Genomic DNA, 18,172 nt, shown 5'->3' on the forward strand with positions numbered 1-18,172 from the left:
TCTAGGCCGTGCAACATTATACCAAAGAATTATATCAATACTTACAAACAACCTCCTACGAATCAGCCATAGAAATTATCCCTATCCTTTGGGAATTCGTGCAGCCCAAACGAGTAATTGATGTCGGTTGCGGTACGGGGACTTGGCTGTCCGCATTCCAAGAATTCGGCGTTGAAGATTTTTTAGGAATAGACGGTGATTGGGTAGATATCAAAATGCTAGAAATCCCTGAAAACAAGTTTTTAGCATTAGATTTAACCCAACCTTTGCGCGTCCAACAACAATTTGATTTAGTTGTTTCTCTAGAAGTAGCAGAACACTTGCCCCCAGAGTGTGCCCGAGTATTTATAGAGTCTTTAGTGAAGCTTGGCCCAGTGATTTTATTCTCTGCCGCAGTACCATTTCAAGGGGGAACAAATCACGTTAACGAACAGTGGCCAGACTATTGGGCGAAACTCTTTCAAGAGCAAGGATATGTGGCGATTGACTGCATGAGACATAAAATATGGCAAAATGAGCGAGTTAAATGGTACTACGCCCAGAATATACTTATATTTGCGAATCGGGAATATTTAACAACAAATCCAGTCTTGCAAAAAGAGGCAGCGAGAACTAACATTTTTCAGCTTTCCTTAATTCATCCGCAGCTTTACTTGCGAACGGCATCAGCAGCTACCAAATTAAGACAAGAAATCAAAGATATTTTAGCCTTAAAAGATCCAAGGATTTCACTGAAAAAAATATTTTTTGCTTTGCTACCCTTGACAAAAGATCGTTTAAGCAGGAAAATAAAGCAACTTTTTTAATAAAAAATTACCAAGTGAAAGTTTCATTAGTGGTGAGCGATTTGTCTGGAGGAGGTGCAATTCGTGCTTTTCTACTAGCTCAAGTCCTAATCGAGCTTAAATGTGATGTAGAAGTTGTGGGATTTCAGTTTGGTAAGGAATTGTATGCTATTCCTCCGACAGGCATCCCCGTATGTGCGATACCGGGGAAAAACTATCCAGGGTTTTTGATGGATGTTCAAAAATTATTGAAAAAAATCGATGGGGATATTATTTATGCAGTGAAACCTAAGCCTACAAGTTTTGGTTTATCGCTGCTCAAAAAACTCGATACTCGCCGCCCTCTCATTTTAGACATTGATGACTGGGAACTTAGCTGGTTCGGCGGTGACGAATGGAAATATCGCCCTTCTTTTAAGCAACTTTATCGAGATATTTTTAAACACAATGGTCAATTGCGAGAACCGGATCATCCGCTATATGTCAAGTGGATGGAAGGTTTAGTTTCCCGTGCTGATGCTGTCACCGTTGATACAGAGTTTTTAAAACAGCGTTTTGGTGGTGTATATTTGCCTAATGGTAAGGATACTGAAATGTTTGACCCTGTTAAATACAATCCTGAATTGAGCAGAGAGCGTTACGGCTTGTCGGGCTATAGAGTTCTGATGTTTCCCGGGGCGCCGCGACCTCACAAAGGTGTTGAGGATGTTTTGATGGCCCTCGAACAGTTAAATGAGCCCGATTTAAAATTAGCGATCGTCGGCGGAAGTCCTTATGATGATTATGATGATAGACTTATGCAACAATGGGGTCGTTGGGTTGTTAAACTGCCAAAATTTCCTGTGGAAACGATGCCGGAAGTTGTAGCGGCTGCTCACGTTGTCGTTGTTCCTCAGCGAGACACTCTGACAGCGGTGGCTCAGTTTCCGCTCAAGCTGACAGATGGCATGGCAATGGCTAAGCCTGTTTTGTCTACGCGCGTGGGAGATATTCCTACAATTTTAGGCGGAACTGGTTATTTAGTCGAACCTAGTTCTCCCGATCAAATTTCCCAAAAAATTAAATGGATATTTCAAAATTTTACAGCCGCCAATTTCCAAGGAATGAAAGCTCGGGAAAGATGCGTGAAAAAATATAGTATTCAAGCAATGGCACCGATACTTTCAGATATAATTGCAGGTAGCTATAGGTGAAATTGAAGCGACTGAATGGAGGAAGAAAAACTGGCTGTAATTAAAGAATATTTTGAGATGCCGTACTGTTTAGCTGGGAATGCTTCATGTCTGCCAATAAGCTACTCCTAAAATTTGCGAGACGATATCCGGGCAGGATTGTGTTAACTGTGATGCTGGGCTTTGCTGGGGCTTTATTCAGCGGTATCAGCACTACTCTGATTGTACCAGTGCTTTTAATTTTTTTGGGGGAAGCTATCGAGCTGCGCGGCGCTCCACCTCTCATTAAAAGTTTGATGTATCCCTTTGAGGGAATGCCGGAAAATCAGCGTTTAATGTTGATGACCGGGGCGATTGTTCTGGCAATTATATTAAAAAATCTTGCTAGCTATATTAATACTTTAGTCGCCACTTCTCTGACGCGCTCTCTGACTTTTGATTTGCGAGAAGCAGGTTTGCGGTTGTTGTTAGAAGTAGATTTAGATTTTTATTCTAAAACTAAAGTCGGGGATTTGATTAATAGATTGGGCGGGGAGATTGGCCGGACTGCGAGTGCAGTTGGTACGGCAATTGGAATGTTTACTACCTCAGTCACTGTTTTCGTGTTTCTGGGTTTGCTGCTTTCTATATCGTGGAAGTTGACGTTGACATCTACGCTTTTGTTGGGATTGGTTGCTTGCACAAATCAATATATTATTAACCGTTCTAAGCATTTTGGTCTCGTGCTTTCTGAAATGTCGAAAGATTATTCGGTGAGGGTGCTGGAAACCATGACTGGGATTCGGCTAGTTAAGTCAACGGGTAACGAAGAAAGGGAGTATCAGCGGATTAAGCATTTAATTCAAAGGCGAGAACACGCGGATTTTCAGGCTCAGGTAAATTATGCGGCGATTGCCCCAATTAACGAAGTTGTTAATTTGATCGTGATAATTTTGATTGTATTTATCGGTCGTACAATATTTGCTAATGAAATTGAGTCTATTTCAACTGTTCTGCTGACCTATTTATTGGTACTTTTTAGGTTAATTCCTTTGATTTCTCAGTTGAATAGCGGGCGGAGTCAATTTGCTAATACGTCAGCTAGCGTAGAAGTAGTTGATGATTTTTTGAGCTGCGATGAGAAGCCTTTTATGCTGAACGGTTCTGTGCCATACACTCATTTGCGATCGGGAATTAGTTTTAATAAAATATCTTTTAGTTATCCGAATCACAAAAATTTAGTTCTTCAAGGAATTGATTTATTTCTACCTTACGGCACTACTTTGGCTTTGGTAGGAACTTCGGGTTCTGGGAAGTCAACTTTGGCAGATTTACTGCCGAGATTTTACGATCCTACTGAAGGTAGTATCTCGATAGATGGTAGAGATTTGCGCGAATTTGAGCTAAAAAGTCTCAGAAAGGCGATGGGTATTGTTAGCCAAGATACGTTTTTGTTTAATGCTTCGGTGCGCGAAAATATTGCTTACGCTAGGCCCGATGCGACGGAGGCTGAAATTGTGGAAGCGGCGCAGGGGGCGAATGCTTATGAGTTTATTGAACGGTTGTCGGAGGGGTTGGATACTCAAATTGGCGATCGCGGTGTGATATTATCGGGAGGGCAGCGTCAGAGGATTTCGATCGCTAGAGCTTTGCTGCAAAACCCGGAAATCTTAATTTTAGACGAGGCAACGAGTTCGCTGGATACGGTTTCGGAAAGATACGTGCAATCGGCGATCGAGAAACTGAGTTGCGATCGCACAACCTTAGTCATCGCCCACCGCCTCTCCACAGTCCAAAAAGCCGACAAAATCGCCGTGATCGATCGCGGACAAGTCGTAGAAATCGGTTCTCACGAAGAATTGCTAGCCAAAGGAGGTTACTACACTCGCTTGTATTCAATGCAATTTGCGGAAGAAACCGCCCGCGATGAAGCTTTGATTAGAGGTTCTTACGAAATTCGCACTCGCCTGACTCCGATGATAGCTTACCTGAAGTTGCTAGTAGATGAAATGGTTGATTCTCCCGAAGAAAGAGATGAGTTAATCAGAGAATCATATCACTCGGCTGCTAATATTTTCAAAACTTTGGAATTTATAGAAAATACTATTAAACGTCAAGCAACAAAATAGTTATTGGTTATTAGTTATTTGTTATTAGAATAGTAGTGCGAGCGTCTCGCTCGCGATCCAGCCGCGAGGGAGACGCTCGCACTGAATCCAGTTTACCAATATACCAATTACCAATTACCAATTACCATTACCAATTCCAATGTCGAAATACTATGTATTTTTCACCAGAAATATCTTGCCACAACCGAATGTAGCCAGCTTAGTTCAAGTTGCACACTCAGCAAATGCCGCAGCAAATCTCGGTTATCCAGCAGTTTTGGTATATATCCGTAAAGGATGGAAGGCTTTTAATCCAGTTGATTGGTTTCATCCTTTTCAACCGAGAAAACCCGATGCAAAACTTGCTCAAATATACAATATTCAAGAGCAATTAAAAATAGCATACTTACCGATGCCGTGGCCGATCGACCTTTTGAACAGCAAGTGGACAAGTTCCAGTACAATAGTCTCAAAATACTACTTGCCAATTCACCTGCTGAAATCGACTAAAATTGTTCATACTCGCGACTGGAACTTTGTTAAAGCTGCCATTAAACACGGAATTCCTGCTATCTACGAACAACACCACCACGAAGATAAGAAATTTGAGCCGGAGGTTGTTAATAATCCTCTCTTTCAAATTGCTGTAACTGTTGCAGATACTGTGCGATACAGCATGATTCAAAATGGGATGCCAGCGGAAAAAGTCATTATGCTGCACAATGGTTTTAACCAGTTGTTTCTGGTGAGACAAACAGACGCAGCCGAGAATTGGCGGCAGCGATTATTAGCAGGTGGAAGGCAATATTTAGCGGTGTATGCGGGTGGGCTGTACCCGTTTAAGGGTGTGGATATGCTGGTGGATGTGGCGCGGGTGTTGCCGGAAGTTCAATTTGCGATCGCCGGTGGTGACTCATCTCAAGTAACAGCATACCAGCAGTTAGCCACAGACAAGCAAGTCAAGAACATCAATTTTCTCGGCTACCTGCCTCAAAATCAACTACCCAGCTTGTTGCAAGCCGCCGATGTTTTGACTCACCCTCACTGTCAGACAGAGGCCGCGACATTCACATCTCCTTTGAAGTTCTTTGATTATATGGCATCGGGAACTCCTATTGTTGCGACGGAGATTGCATCTTTAATGGAATTCAAATCTGGAAATATAGCTGCCATTTGGTGCGAACCTGATAACCCGCACAAGTTCGCGCAAAGCATCCGAGATAGTTTAGCAAAATATCCGAGGAGAAGCGAAGGTTATGCAGAAACATTGGGTTTTGTCAAGCAGTTTTCGTGGGAAAATAGGATCGAGAGGATTTTGAGTTATGTGGATGAAGAAGTGCGATCGCAAATTATTCATTAGTTTTGTATAATTTTGAATTACCTATTCCTAGCCCCGGCGGTTGAAACCGCGGCTACATAAACAAAGTCCGCCTCCGCGGACTAAGAGAGAAATGAACCCAATAATTATCAGTGCAATCACCACCTATCCAGGCATGAATCAAAGCGACTGGCTGTGGCAACAAACCCCCCACAACTTCGGCAAATGGGGCAACATTCAAATGCTCGCCAACCACCCGGAACCAGATTTTTTGCTCATGTATCAATTTGACTTTCCCCGGCAGCCGAAACAGCAGTTATGGCTCGACAAAATACGCCATTACAAGCATCCAACACCAGAAAATGACATTCGAGAAAAATTCCGAAATGTCCCCAAAGAACGGATTATTTATTTAATCCGAGAACCGCCTTTAGCAGAAGTAATTGAGATTACCAAAGCCAACTACGAACAAGCAAAACTTTATTGCGGTTACGTTTCCGGGCCGGATGATTTTGCGCCCAATCCCAATTATATGCCCGCGATTTGGTATCACTCAAACTCGTTTCGAGAATTGAATGAAATGCCACCACCAACTAAAACTAAATCCTGTTCTTGGATAACTTCGGGCGTTAGTCGCACAGCCAACCACCGACGCAGATTAGATTTTATCAATTTGCTGCAAGAAGCAGAATTAGATTTTGACCTTTACGGGCGAAACTTGCCAAGTTGGGCGCAGGGAAACGGCACGGTTAATAATAAATGGCACGCTGTCGCACCTTATTATTACAATTTGGCTGTGGAGAATTATGCCGAAAATGATTGGTATGTCAGCGAAAAACTTTGGGATGCTTTATTAGCTTGGAATTTGCCGATTTATTACGGCGGTGCGGCGGCGGATAAGTTGTTGCCTGCGGGAAGTTTTTTGCGGCTTCCCAGTTTGGATGAGAAGGGAGTAGAATTTATTAAAGAGGTGATTGCTACGCCGGATTGTTGGCATGAAGCGAGGGATAAAATTGCTGAAGCTAGGCAAATCATTCTCCACGAATTGAACTTGCTCAATTGGCTGTCTAATTTTGCATCTTAGGAAATAGTACAAAAAATAGGTTCGTAGTGCGGACTTCAGTCCGCAGCCGGAGAGCGGACTGAAGTCCGCACTACGAACTAACCTTAGTTATTACGGTCAATAGATAGGACATGATATGAAGGGAATTTGCACGCTAGCAAACGATGTAGTTTACGACCAACTAATTGCTTTACTCAACAGTATTGAAGTAATTTTAGGTTCAAATATTCCTGTCTGTATTTATCCTTTCGACGAGCATATAGAACAAATCAAAGCAGAAATCATTAACCGTCCCAACGTGTTTATTTATGAAGATACTGCATCAATTCAGCGATGGGATGAATTTATGCAAGCCGCCGCACCTGAGCGCTTAAATCGCAAAAAGTTCCGGCTTTACGGCGCGCACCGCCGCTTTTGCGCTTTCGACGGCCCGTTTGAAAAGTTTATTTACATGGATGCTGATACTTTAGCAATGAATTCGCTAGATGCGGTTTTTGATAAATTAGATAAATATGATTTTGTGGTTTACGATTTTCAATTTCGCGACCCAACTAAAGTCTACAACATTGATTCGCCAAAACTGCTGGAAGTTTTTGAGCAAAATCGGCTCGACTCGGAAATATTTTGTTCGGGATTTTACGCCAGCAAGCAAGGAGTTTTTGACCGTGATACTAGAGAATGGCTGTTAGGTAAACTGCTATCTGGGGAGGCAAAAATTCTCTATGCAGGTGCGGGAGAACAGCCGTTGCTCAATTATATGGTGATGAAAACGGGGATGAACAGCTATAATTTTGCTTGCAGTCTCCCGGATGATGAAAAAACTGGTTGCAGCGTCACTTCCCCACATTTTAAAACCCAATATCACATTCTTTATGACAAGGGAAATCGCCTGACTTACATTCATTATATTGGGGTGCAGCCGGATTTAATTCGGAGAGTTTGTGCTGGCGAAAATATTGAGTTTCCCTACCGCGATTTGTTTCTACATTACCGCTATCTCCGCGAACCCTCGAAGCGGCCGGTTTTTAGGGAACCGCTAAAGTCTTATGCTGATATTTCTGCGCCGAGTTTGCTAGAAAGAGTCTTGAGAAGGTTGAGGATAAATTTATGAGTCGCGGTATTTATATTGTTGCTAATGATAAGGTGATGGAAAGTGCGATCGCCCTTTTAGCCAGCATACGCCTGTACAATTGTCAAGTACCAGTTTTTTTAATCCCGTTTGACGACAATTATCTGCAAGTCGCTGCCGCCCTCAGCAGCCTCTATGGGGTGCAATTGTACCCAAATCTGGGGTTTGTGGAACAGTTTACCAGGGAAATTGGCCAAATATTCGATCGCACTTTTCTAGCCCTTCCCAACAAAATGCGGAAACTCTGCGCCTGGTTTGGCCCCCTCGACGAATTTCTGTACATCGATACCGACATCATCGTCTTTGAAGACATCGCAGCCAACCTCAACAAACTCTCAGAAGTAGACTTTTTTTGCTGCGACTATCACCACCTCAGCGAAAAACTGCGAAATATATTTTCACCCATTGTCAAAGAACAAAATATCTTTACCGACTCACAGCTTCAAGATGTATTCAACAGCGGTTTTTGGGCTTCCCGAAAAGGCACGATTGCAGAATCGCAAATGTATGAAATTTTGCGAGAATGTTCGCAACATCGAGAATATTTTGACTTTACTCAAAATGTCACAGACCAGCCTATACTAAATTATATGATTCTCAAGTTAATTTTCAAACGCTGGAATCTTGTTAAAGATTCAGCAGCAGAACCTGGAAGCTGGGCTGGTTCTACACATTTTCAGGAAATAGATTATGTGCTTTATGACAAAGGCAAAAGATTAAAATATATTCACTGGGCTGGAATACCAATTAAATCCGGTACTCCTTATTGGAAACTTTGGCGATATTATCGTTATTTGGATGAAAGAAAACCAAATTTAATGCAAAAAATCCTTCGGCCTTTCAGTAGATGAGGATAAACTGATATGTTATATTATTATCAACAAGCTTTGAGGAACAGGCAAGATGCCTGTTCCACAATTCATAAATTTTATTGTGGTTTTGACTTTAAACAAGCTTTGAGTAACAGGCAAGATGCCTGTTCCACAATTCATGAATTTTATTGTGCTTTTAACTTTAAACAAGCTTTGAGGAACAGGCAAGATGCCTGTTCCACAATTCATAAATTTTATTGTGCTTTTAACTTTAAACAAGCTTTGAGGAACAGGCAAGATGCCTGTTCCACAGTCAATCATTTTTATTGTGGTGTGGGCATCTTGCCCGCACCTAAACAGTTACTTATTAACCAACTATGACTGATGGTATTTATATTCTAGGCAATGATGTGGTTTTTGACCACTTAGTCGCTTTATTGAATAGTCTCGAAGTTAATGGGGCGAAAACTATTCCTGTTTGCATCATTCCCTACGATGATAACTTGCAAAAAGTTCGAGTAGAAATTGCCTCGCGAAGCAATGTTACTCTATTTGACAATGCCGATTCCATCCAATTTTGGGAAGAGTTTGCAACTCAAGCTTGGACATCTCACCAAAAAGCTCAAAAAGTTTGGCAAGCTAAAGGTTGGGCGCCAGTTCACTGTTTGGGAATGCACCGAAAATTTTGCTGTTTTGATGGCCCTTTTGACAAGTTTGTCTATTTTGATGCGGACACTCTGTTAATGGGTTCTCTGGATTATATTTATCAAAAACTTGATGAATTTGATTGGGTAGCTAACGATTTTCAATACAAATCTGACCTCAATTATGTCTTTGATTTATCATCAGAAAAACTCGCAGAAGTTTTTGAGATTGAAAGACTGGAATCTTGGATTTTTTGTGCTGGTTGGTTTGCTGCAAAAAAAGGTATTTTAAATCGCAATAACTTAGCCGAACTTTTAGATAAATTGACTTCAGGAGAAGCGGAAATTTTGTCTTTGCGGGGAACTGACCAACCTTTATTTAACTATTTAGTCGCCCGCAGCGCTATCTCTTTTTATAATTTTGCTTATCATCAACCTGCACTGATAACGGGAAATCATTGGTCTTCTCAATTTGATGTGATAGATTATGTTTTATACGACAAAGGACGGCGGCTGACTTATTTGCATTACATGAGTATTTCGGCTGCAAAATTTACTCGATTGTGTGCGGGCGAAGATGTTGAGATTCCTTACCGCGATGTATTTCTGCACTACCGCTATTTGAATTCGCCGGAAACACGACCAAAACTCGCGCCTCCCAATTTGTTACTGCGCTTGCAGAGGAATTTCAAAAGTTGGGGTATTCAAAGGGTTAATAATGTTCTATTTAAGTTGCGTATTTTAATAAAGAAGGACTAAAGTCCTTACTACGAACCAACCCTCTTCGTTATAAAAGAGGGTTGATATTTAACTATGGTTCTTCAAAAAAAGAATCCAAGTCTAAGGCTTGGGAACCTCCGCGTTGTAGTTCAATTAAAACTTTGGCTAGTTGAGTCCAAACTAGCCATGCTGTTAGTAGTGTCAGCGGCAGGGCTAGAACGTAGGACAGTAATTTGGGGAAGCCGAATATCTCCATTCCTGAAGCTAAAAATATGCAAATTCCGCCGGCCATTCCCAAAAAAGGCAACTGCAATTGTAGACCTTTTAGGTTAGACAAAGTACGGCTAGAACGATTTTTAGACCAGAGTTCTACGGCTTGTTTGAGAGTTGCTTCAAAGGCTAGGCCTGATGCCATACCTGCTATTAATCCAGCAGTCATTAAAAAATAGGGAGGTTCTGGAAAGTAATACACGAATAATTCTTTTGGGGTAATGGGAAAATTGGGAATTGGGGATGGGGAATTGGGAATTGGGAATTGGGAATTGGGAATTGGGAATTGGGAATTGGGAATTGGGAATTGGGAATTGGCAAAAGTAGAATTATTTTTCTTCCTTCTTCCTTCTTCCCTCTTCCTTCTTCCTTCTTCCTTCTTCCTTCTTCCTTCTTCCTTCTTCCTTCTTCCTTCTAATTAAAATCGATTCAGCGCGGCTGTTCCTGCTGTGGAGAACTCTGTCAAAGCGCCTAAAGCAACGTTGAACAAGCGACTTGGTTGCAGGTCTTCTTTGACTAAGTTCCAGAGGCTGCCAACTTCTTCGGTGTGAATTCGATCGTCCTCAATCAAGGCTAACATTACCTGGCGTCTCAAAAACGACCCTTCCTCTGACAGCAAAAATTGCAAGCCGAGTTGGGCTGTGGGTAGCAGGTCGAAACTGCGATCGGATCTGGCGATCGCAATCATCTCCTCTAATCTATTCCACTGGAATTTGCCATCTTTGAATAATACCTCAATCAGGCGACGGCGCAATGCCGGAGATTCTCCGTTTAACAAACGTCGGGCTACATAGGGATAGGCTACCTCAACTATCTTGAAATCTGGATTGAGGCTAAGGGCTAAGCCTTCTTCTGTGACGAGAGACCGAATAATTAAGGCAAATTTGGCGGGGACTCGGAAAGGATAGTCGTACATCAACTCCGAAAACTCGTCTGTAATCGTCTTGAAGTTAAAGTCTCCTACCTTTTCGCCGACGATATCGCCGAGGACAGATTCCAGCGCCGGGACGATCGGCATAATATCTGTATCTGGTGTCAAAAACCCAAGTTTTACAAAATCCTGGGCTAACTCTAAATAATCTTTGTTGATCAAGTGAACGACAGAATCAACCAAAGTTTCTTTAGTTGTTTCTTCCATCTGATCCATCATCCCAAAATCGATGTAAGCCATGCGGCCGTCCGCTAAGGCAAACAGATTTCCTGGATGGGGGTCTGCGTGAAAAAAACCGTGTTCCAGTAACTGCCGCAAACCGCTGCGAACTCCGATTTCAATTAAGCTATTAGTGTCTAAACCGGCGGCTTTGACACTTGCCATATCTGTTAGCTTGATACCGTCAATCCATTCGAGAGTGAGAACGCATTTTGCAGTATAGCGCCAGTAAATACTCGGAACTTTTACTGTTGGGTCGTCGGCAAAATTGGTCGCAAATTTTTCGGCGTTGCGGCCTTCGTTGATATAGTCAATTTCCTCGAATAATTTAATACCGAATTCATCGACTATTAAACAGAGGTCGTGACCGAGATTTAGTGGCAACAACGGGCCCAACCATCCAGCAGCCCAGCGCATTAAGTAAAGGTCAAGGCTCAAGATTGGTAGCAAATTCGGTCGCTGAACTTTGACTGCTACTTCTTCTCCGGTGATTAAACGGGCTTTATAAACTTGACCGAGACTGGCGGCGGCGACTGGTTCGGGGGAGATTTCGCTGTAAGTTTCGCTGATTTTGCGATCGAGTTCTGCTTCAATAATCTCAAATGCTCGCACCGAATCAAAGGGCGGCAGTTGATCCTGAAGTTTGATTAGTTCTATGAGAAAGTCTTTGCGGATTAAGTCTGGTCTAGTAGACAGGGCTTGGCCGACTTTAATGAAAGTGGGGCCTAAGCGAGTGAGTATTTGTCGCAGATGGGCGGCGCGTTCGGGCTGGTGGGCGGCGACTTCGTGCTGCCAACTGTCCCACAGCATTCCGAGTACGAAGCCTGCAAATGACCAAATAACGGTTATTGCTCGCCAAATTGCTTTCCAAGGACGGTTGCGGTAATATTGGGCGATCGCCTGTGGATCGTAGCGTCTAGCCTGAGTGAATTGATACTGAGGCACTCGTTTATTTTCCTCTTGTTTTATGAAAATTGCAGCTTAAATTGAGATTGGGCATCGGGCATCGGGCATAAAAGCATCGGGCATCGGGCATCGGGCATCGGGCATCGGGCATCGGGCATCGGGCATCGGAAGTCGAAAGTTAAAACCTTCTTCCGTCTTCCTTCTTCCGTCTTTCTTCTTCCTTCTTCCTTCTTCCTTCTTCCTTCTTCATCATTGACCGATCGCAAATTTTAGGCGAGCGGAAAATGCACCCGTTGAAGGCGGATTGCCAGCCTAAATTTGTTTCTTTTCATTAAATATAGTACTTGACACTCCTCGACTATCAAGGTACGAGGATTCTTGGGCTGAATCGTGCCTCTACCAACAATGTCAGTTTTGGTCTTACAGTTTCATGTCTAGTCCGACTACACCTTTTACAGCAAGCACTCTTACGGACTACTCCCCAAGCGTAAATTCGCGTGTGTCCCACGCTATTTGATTTTTATTTGCTCTTACCGTGTGGATTTGGTTTTTACCATTGACGGTTAAAGATTTTGAGATCCCGGAGTAGGACGTTCAACCTGTTTCCTCACGTTCTCACGGTCAGCAACCTACGAATACTATAGCAGAAAGCCGTCAAGCTTATGACGGGGTTTTAAACCCAAATTTCTGATAAAAGTACAAGTGATCAGTCAAAACACTTAATATGTTTTCCTGACCGCTGCACCAGTACGACACTGCAACCCTACAATTCCTCTATTCTCAGGTATTTCTTTCGATCGGGCGATCGCACAAAAGCCACTAAATCCTATCCGCCCTTTGCCAAACAATCTTTCAGCCCGTAAATTGCCCTCTCCTGTTGATCCCTCGAAAGTTCCGGGAACATCGGCAAAGACAAGACTTCGCGACAAACTTGCTCAGCTACAGGCAACTGACCGGCTTGATAGCCCAAAGATTTGTAAACAGGTTGCAGGTGCAAAGGTAACGGATAGTAAACCATCGAACCGATGCCGGATTCCTGCAACTTAGTCCGCATCGAGTCGCGGAAATTACCAGAAGGATTTGGCGCGCCTTCTGGACTTGTCAGCCGGATTGTGTCTTGACTTGTCAAGCGAATTGTATATTGATTCCAAACAGGCTTGGCTGCTGGCAATTCCTTGGGGACAGCAACTCCGGGCACGCGGGAAAGAAATTCGCTATAAACGGCTGCTTTCTCGCGCCGTTGGGAGTTCCAACTGTCGAGATACCGCAACTTAATGCTGAGAATCACCGCTTGCAGGGCATCCAGACGGCTGTTGTAGCCTATTTCCTCGTAAAAATACCTAGAAGACTGTCCGTGCTCCTTAAGCATACGCATGGAAGCTGCCAGGGCGCGATCGTTTGTTGTCACCGCGCCGCCGTCACCGCAAGCGCCTAAATTTTTGGTCGGATAAAAGCTGAAGCAGCCCACATGGCCGATGCTGCCGACTTTTCTAGACTCCCACTCGGCCCCGACAGACTGGGCGCAATCTTCGATGACGGCTAAGTTATGCTTGGTGGCAATTTCCATCAACCGAGTCATGTCTGTGGGTTGTCCGAAAATGTGAACCGGCATAATTGCCTTGGTTTTGTCGGTAATTGCCGCTTCCAAAAGTTCGACATCCAGATTAAAAGTCCCGCTGTCAATATCGACAAATACGGGAGTTGCACCCACAGCGCTAATTGTTTCAGCGGAAGCGAAGAAGGTAAAAGGAGTGGTAATTACTTCGTCGCCGGGGCCGATTTTGAGAGCTCGCAAAGCCAAAATTAGGGCATCGGTGCCGGAGTTGCAGCCAACGCAGTCGGAAACGCCTGTGTAGTTGGCAAACTCTTGCTCAAAACTCTTGACGGCGGGGCCGCCGATGTAGCCGCCAGAGGCGAGCACTTTTTGTACCGCGGCGCCGATTTCGTCGCCAATCTGGGCGTACTGCTGGGTTAAATCGAGGGGGGGAACGTTATTCACTCTTGACACCACAAATTGCAACCATTATCAAAGCAAATTCTTACAGCAAAACTGTTTCTCAGAAACCTTTATTCAAATATCTTATAGTTGGACGGGCAAACAATCACTTTATCGAAAGGGAGCGCGGATGTTAATTCTGCTAGATTTTACTGATTTGGGTTGGGCTTTGGGGATGGTGGCGATCGCGATCGGGCTTTCGGCGTGGCAGGGATTGGGGTTGGAAGGGGCTCTGGCGATCGCGGCGGGGCGCACCCTAATCCAGCTAATCGGAGTCGGCTACGTGCTCGCCGTGGTGTTTGCGCCGGAGGGGAAAAATCCGTGGCTGGTGTTAGCAGTGTTAGCAATCATGCTGGCCACGGCTAGCATGGTGGCCACCAACCGGATTAGCAAAAAAATCAAGCACTTGCTGCCGTTAGTTGTGGGTTCGATATCGATCGGTACGGCGTTTACTCTGGCCTATACACACTTACTAATTTTGCAACCTGACCCCTGGTACGAACCGCAGTATTTGATTCCCCTAGCGGGGATGATTTTGGGCAATGCGATGAACTCAGGGGCGATCGCTGGTGAAAGACTTGTGAGTACAGTTAACAGCAGCCAATTAGAAATAGAAACCCATTTAAGTTTAGGATCGACTCCGCAGCAAGCAGTAAAACAGTACCGCAAAGATGCGATCAAAGCTGGATTAATCCCCACATTAAACACAATGACAGTCGTAGGTATCGTAACATTACCGGGAATGATGACGGGTCAAATGTTGAGCGGTGTCAGTCCTTTGGATGCAGCATCTTACCAAATTTTGATTATGTTTGTGTTGGCGCTAGCAACTTTAATAGCAACTCTGTTGTTGACTGAGGGATTGTGCCGGAGTTTTTTTAATCAAGATGCACAATTAATCAAATGGTAAGGTTCGTAGTGAGGACTTCAGTCCGCATTCATGAAGGACTAAAGTCCTCACTATGAACCAATTTTATTGCGTGCGCCACAAAATAACTCATTTTCGATATAATGGTAATAAGGTTTGTAGTGAGGACTTCAGTCCTCTGAATTTGATGCGGACTAAAATCCTCACTACGAACAAATTTGATTGGAGACTTCGTCATGATTCAAACTGCAACTAAACCAGTAACCTTTGAAGAATTTCTGGACTGGAAACCTGAAAACGGACGTTACGAACTGCACAATGGAGAGATTGTTGAAATGTCACAGCCATTAGGAGACCATGAAGAAGTTATCGGTTTTTTAGCCTCCGAATTAACTGCTGAGTTTAGAAAAGAAAAACGTCCATACTTCATCCCCGGAAAAGCATTAATTAAGCCACCAGAAAACGAATCAGCTTATTCGCCGGATATTCTGATATTAAATCGCCCCAACTTAACATCAGAACCTTTGTGGAAAAATTTTTCAACCGTAACTCAAGGAGCATCAATTCCGCTGGTTGTTGAAGTCGTTAGCACGAATTGGCAAGATGACTACATAAAAAAGGTAGGTGAATACGAACTAATCGGCATTCCCGAATATTGGATTGTGGATTATCTCGGTTTGGGCGGCCGTCGATTTATTGGGAATCCCAAGCAACCGACTATTTCGATTTATCGGTTGATTGATGGCGAGTATGAAGTTAGTCAATTTCGGGGAGATGATAGGATTGAGTCGCCAACTTTTCCAGAGTTGAAGTTGACGGCACAACAGATTTTTCAAGCGGGATTGAGTGAAGGATAAAATTGCTGGAAATAACGATATCGGGTAGGGACACGGCAATGCCGTGTCCTCTATTTCATCGCCGTGTTGTCTATTTCAACCGCCCGCTGATATAACCGATGAGGCTAGACCAATTTCTAGGCTTTGCGCTTGATTAAAACGCTAATAAATTGTCCCGGCTTTGGGCCTCGCTGCAACTTACTCCAATCGCCGACGGTGGCGAATCCCAGCCTGTACAAGGTGTGGATGGTTTCTAATACGGTTTTCTGGGAACCGACAACCGTTATCTGCACGATTTCCTGTTCGGATACTGCACAGCCGTCATTTGGCTGCACGGAAGAGTTATCGTCAGGCACGAATTCCTGTGACATAATTATGGTCTCCTGGTTTTTGGTTGTTTTCTGGGAGGAAAACCCAAAAACCCAGCCGCCCCGCATACTAACAAAAGGCAGGGCGGCGACAGAGAATGCTAAGATTCTCGATCAGCCTCCAGACTGCTCATCTCAGTTTGGCGGTTAGCTGTCCGTTGCTGCTGGTTACAGCTTCGGACAGTGCAACTAGATTTTCGGGCGATCGTGGCTGCTTCATCTTCGAGCAAAGCAACCTTAATTTCACAGCGTAGCGGCTTCTGGGGCCGCCGTCAATACATTTAAGATTTTAGATTTTCGTCCCACAACTCGGACACTGCTGCACCATCAGCTTTTAATGCTCCATCTTTACGATGACCTAAATATCTGGGAGGACGGAATCCTAAGCTTTGTTGGAAATTATCTATAATTTGATTAATATTTTTCCAGCAAGAATTCTCTGTGCCAGCTTCTAAACCACTCCATTGATATAGATGTTGCAGCATCTCAGGGTCTAACCAGTCAATTTTTTGCACTAAAGTGCGATCGGCTAATTTAGTAGCGGTTCGTGCGTCTGCACTACTTTCGACAATCACTACAAACTCAATCATTAATTTCTCCTGCAACCACCCAATCTTCTCCCTCCGCATCCCAGAATTCTCCGGTGGTTAAAGTTTGTTTTGCCCATTCTACATCAGGATGTTCATCTAATCTTTTGCAACGAGTCACACCGGAGTTATTGTTACTTAATACATGAACTTGAGACGGAGTAAGTTCATCCACAATGTAGGGAGAATGGGTGGAAAAAATAATTTGCAGGTTGTTGTTTTGTTGAATAATTTCTTTAAAAACAGCGATTAATTCTCGTTGTGCTTTTGGGTGGAGTCCCTGTTCGACATCATCTAGTAACACTAAATTAGGTTGAGTTGGATTTATCAAAACAGTCAGTAATCCGAGGGCGAGCATTGTTCCTTCGCTAATCGCATGGGCTGGAATGCGTTTACCAGTATTCATGTCTAGGACAACTTCTTGCCCTGTCATTTCCTGACTTTCTTCGTAGGAGATAGATTTGCCATCGACTTCGATTAAGCGTTGGCGATTTACCATAACCTTGGCTCGTTTTACGCCTACTTCGCGTACACCTGGTACAATCCGTTTCAACATTTCTTGTAAAGATTGAAACTTATCTGGAGCTTCGTCACGAAGATAGTCTAAGGTAGGTGCTAAGCCTGAACCATCGAACTCAACTCGCGGAATGATTGCATCGCTGTAAGCTGCTTTAGCAAGATTAGTAGCTACTAGCTTAAGATGAACTGAGTATCTCAAAGATTCAGGAATTGGCTCTTTCGTAGTGATTAAGGAAGTTTTAGACATTACTTTCCTATATTCCTGGTTTTTATCGGCCTTCCATGATGCTGTCGGAAACCAAGAATGATTAACTCTTTGTCTCCAGTCATAAGAAGCTTCCCAATCATTACGCTCTTGGTCTCCCCAAAAACCATTTGCAGTAACAGACATATTATTTTGCCCAATAGTTGTAATAAATTGAGGCGCTCTTTCATCCTTAAAAATATCTTCAAATGATGAATTAGTAAGCTGACTGAGATAATGCAATGCTTGCAAAACGGATGTTTTACCAGAACTGTTTTGTCCTACGAGGGCGTGTAAGCCTGAATTGTCAAAATTAATTTCTGTATCTTGATGACTTTTGAAGTTATGAAGTTTTACCTTTTCTAGCATTGGATTGCTAACACCATTTCATACAGTATACTAGCGATTTCAGTCGCGGATTCCCCAATTAATACTCATCGACAAAATCTGGATGAAGCCACAGAAATTCGCGGCGCAATTACTTCGGGAGCATCTCAGTTTTGTTGTTATAGTGCTGTCCACTCCGAGCGAGTATTATACAGCTCGCTCTTGGTGGACAGCACTGCAAGCAAGATGGTTTTTGCAAAAATGTGATGCTCCCAGAGCGCTGAAGCGCAACTACGTACCTTTCCGGAGCGCTGAAGCGCAACTACGTACCTTTCCGGAGCGCTGAAGCGCAACTACGTACCTTTCCGGAG

Annotated in this window: 19 protein-coding genes; 11 read left to right on the forward strand and 8 right to left on the reverse strand. The window is 43.5% G+C overall.

What is annotated here, in order from left to right; genetic code table 11:
• The first annotated feature begins 8 nt into the window (after positions 1 to 8).
• From JGK11_RS14825 to JGK11_RS14855, 7 genes are all read left to right on the forward strand, one after another.
• A complete protein-coding gene (locus JGK11_RS14825) occupies positions 9 to 806 on the forward strand; it encodes a class I SAM-dependent methyltransferase (RefSeq protein ID WP_293203539.1) in 798 nt (265 codons plus the stop codon).
• 14 nt (positions 807 to 820) lie between these two features.
• Positions 821 to 1,978 carry a glycosyltransferase family 4 protein gene (locus tag JGK11_RS14830; RefSeq protein ID WP_293178391.1) on the forward strand — a complete coding sequence of 386 codons (1,158 nt, stop codon included), beginning with the start codon at positions 821 to 823 and terminating at the stop codon, positions 1,976 to 1,978.
• Positions 1,979 to 2,064: 86 nt separating this feature from the next.
• On the forward strand, positions 2,065 to 4,065 hold the full coding sequence (locus tag JGK11_RS14835) for an ATP-binding cassette domain-containing protein (RefSeq protein WP_293212148.1): 2,001 nt from the start codon (positions 2,065 to 2,067) through the stop codon (positions 4,063 to 4,065).
• A gap of 139 nt (positions 4,066 to 4,204) precedes the next feature.
• On the forward strand, positions 4,205 to 5,404 hold the full coding sequence (locus tag JGK11_RS14840) for a glycosyltransferase family 4 protein (protein WP_293212150.1): 1,200 nt from the start codon (positions 4,205 to 4,207) through the stop codon (positions 5,402 to 5,404).
• A gap of 91 nt (positions 5,405 to 5,495) precedes the next feature.
• Positions 5,496 to 6,446, forward strand: a complete 951-nt coding sequence (locus JGK11_RS14845; protein ID WP_293212152.1) for a glycosyltransferase family 10 — start codon at positions 5,496 to 5,498, stop codon at positions 6,444 to 6,446.
• Between the two features lie 115 nt (positions 6,447 to 6,561).
• On the forward strand, positions 6,562 to 7,536 hold the full coding sequence (locus JGK11_RS14850) for an Npun_R2821/Npun_R2822 family protein (RefSeq protein ID WP_293212154.1): 975 nt from the start codon (positions 6,562 to 6,564) through the stop codon (positions 7,534 to 7,536).
• A complete protein-coding gene (locus JGK11_RS14855; RefSeq protein ID WP_293212156.1) occupies positions 7,533 to 8,405 on the forward strand; it encodes an Npun_R2821/Npun_R2822 family protein in 873 nt (290 codons plus the stop codon). Before JGK11_RS14850 ends, JGK11_RS14855 begins: the two co-directional genes overlap by 4 nt.
• A 15-nt stretch (positions 8,406 to 8,420) precedes the next feature.
• On the opposite strand, the gene JGK11_RS14860 is transcribed toward JGK11_RS14855, so the two are convergent.
• Positions 8,421 to 8,687 carry a hypothetical protein gene (locus tag JGK11_RS14860; RefSeq protein ID WP_293212158.1) on the reverse strand — a complete coding sequence of 89 codons (267 nt, stop codon included), beginning with the start codon at positions 8,685 to 8,687 and terminating at the stop codon, positions 8,421 to 8,423.
• A 56-nt stretch (positions 8,688 to 8,743) separates the two neighbouring features.
• Between JGK11_RS14860 and JGK11_RS14865 the strand changes: the two genes are divergently transcribed.
• Positions 8,744 to 9,769 carry an Npun_R2821/Npun_R2822 family protein gene (locus JGK11_RS14865; protein WP_293212160.1) on the forward strand — a complete coding sequence of 342 codons (1,026 nt, stop codon included), beginning with the start codon at positions 8,744 to 8,746 and terminating at the stop codon, positions 9,767 to 9,769.
• A gap of 52 nt (positions 9,770 to 9,821) precedes the next feature.
• Here the strand turns inward: JGK11_RS14865 and JGK11_RS14870 are convergent, their stop codons facing one another.
• Entirely contained in the window at positions 9,822 to 10,202 is a 381-nt protein-coding gene (locus JGK11_RS14870; protein WP_293212162.1) for a hypothetical protein, read from the reverse strand.
• A gap of 19 nt (positions 10,203 to 10,221) precedes the next feature.
• Here JGK11_RS14870 and JGK11_RS14875 point away from each other — a divergent pair, with 19 nt between their 5' ends.
• Positions 10,222 to 10,422: a hypothetical protein gene (locus JGK11_RS14875; protein ID WP_293212164.1), complete on the forward strand. Its 201-nt coding sequence runs from the start codon at positions 10,222 to 10,224 to the stop codon at positions 10,420 to 10,422.
• Here JGK11_RS14875 and JGK11_RS14880 read toward each other — a convergent pair.
• The 3 genes from JGK11_RS14880 to JGK11_RS14890 form a co-directional block, all read right to left on the reverse strand.
• On the reverse strand, positions 10,419 to 12,095 hold the full coding sequence (locus JGK11_RS14880; RefSeq protein ID WP_293193362.1) for an AarF/ABC1/UbiB kinase family protein: 1,677 nt from the start codon (positions 12,093 to 12,095) through the stop codon (positions 10,419 to 10,421). The two genes, JGK11_RS14875 and JGK11_RS14880, sit on opposite strands and share 4 nt — an antisense overlap.
• Before the next feature lie 20 nt (positions 12,096 to 12,115).
• Complete coding sequence (locus JGK11_RS14885; RefSeq protein WP_293196466.1) at positions 12,116 to 12,322, reverse strand: hypothetical protein; 207 nt, start codon at positions 12,320 to 12,322, stop codon at positions 12,116 to 12,118.
• A 560-nt stretch (positions 12,323 to 12,882) separates the two neighbouring features.
• Complete coding sequence (locus tag JGK11_RS14890) at positions 12,883 to 14,055, reverse strand: DegT/DnrJ/EryC1/StrS family aminotransferase (protein WP_293178362.1); 1,173 nt, start codon at positions 14,053 to 14,055, stop codon at positions 12,883 to 12,885.
• A 127-nt stretch (positions 14,056 to 14,182) separates the two neighbouring features.
• Here JGK11_RS14890 and fetB point away from each other — a divergent pair, with 127 nt between their 5' ends.
• Together fetB and JGK11_RS14900 are read left to right on the forward strand one after the other, a co-directional pair.
• The gene (gene fetB, locus JGK11_RS14895; RefSeq protein WP_293178359.1) at positions 14,183 to 14,962 is read left to right on the forward strand and encodes an iron export ABC transporter permease subunit FetB; all 780 of its coding nucleotides are present in this window, start codon (positions 14,183 to 14,185) and stop codon (positions 14,960 to 14,962) included.
• Positions 14,963 to 15,156: 194 nt separating this feature from the next.
• On the forward strand, positions 15,157 to 15,777 hold the full coding sequence (locus tag JGK11_RS14900; RefSeq protein ID WP_293208971.1) for a Uma2 family endonuclease: 621 nt from the start codon (positions 15,157 to 15,159) through the stop codon (positions 15,775 to 15,777).
• Between the two features lie 116 nt (positions 15,778 to 15,893).
• Here JGK11_RS14900 and JGK11_RS14905 read toward each other — a convergent pair whose 3' ends face one another.
• The 3 genes from JGK11_RS14905 to JGK11_RS14915 form a co-directional block, all read right to left on the reverse strand.
• The gene (locus JGK11_RS14905; RefSeq protein WP_293178353.1) at positions 15,894 to 16,127 is read right to left on the reverse strand and encodes a hypothetical protein; all 234 of its coding nucleotides are present in this window, start codon (positions 16,125 to 16,127) and stop codon (positions 15,894 to 15,896) included.
• Between the two features lie 278 nt (positions 16,128 to 16,405).
• A complete protein-coding gene (locus tag JGK11_RS14910) occupies positions 16,406 to 16,714 on the reverse strand; it encodes a hypothetical protein (protein ID WP_293178350.1) in 309 nt (102 codons plus the stop codon).
• A complete protein-coding gene (locus JGK11_RS14915; RefSeq protein WP_293178347.1) occupies positions 16,707 to 17,843 on the reverse strand; it encodes an ATP-binding protein in 1,137 nt (378 codons plus the stop codon). The genes JGK11_RS14910 and JGK11_RS14915 overlap by 8 nt, the downstream gene beginning before the upstream one ends.
• Positions 17,844 to 18,172 lie beyond the last annotated feature (329 nt).

Source organism: Microcoleus sp. PH2017_34_RAT_O_A (assembly GCF_020737885.1).
Lineage (GTDB): Bacteria > Cyanobacteriota > Cyanobacteriia > Cyanobacteriales > Microcoleaceae > Microcoleus.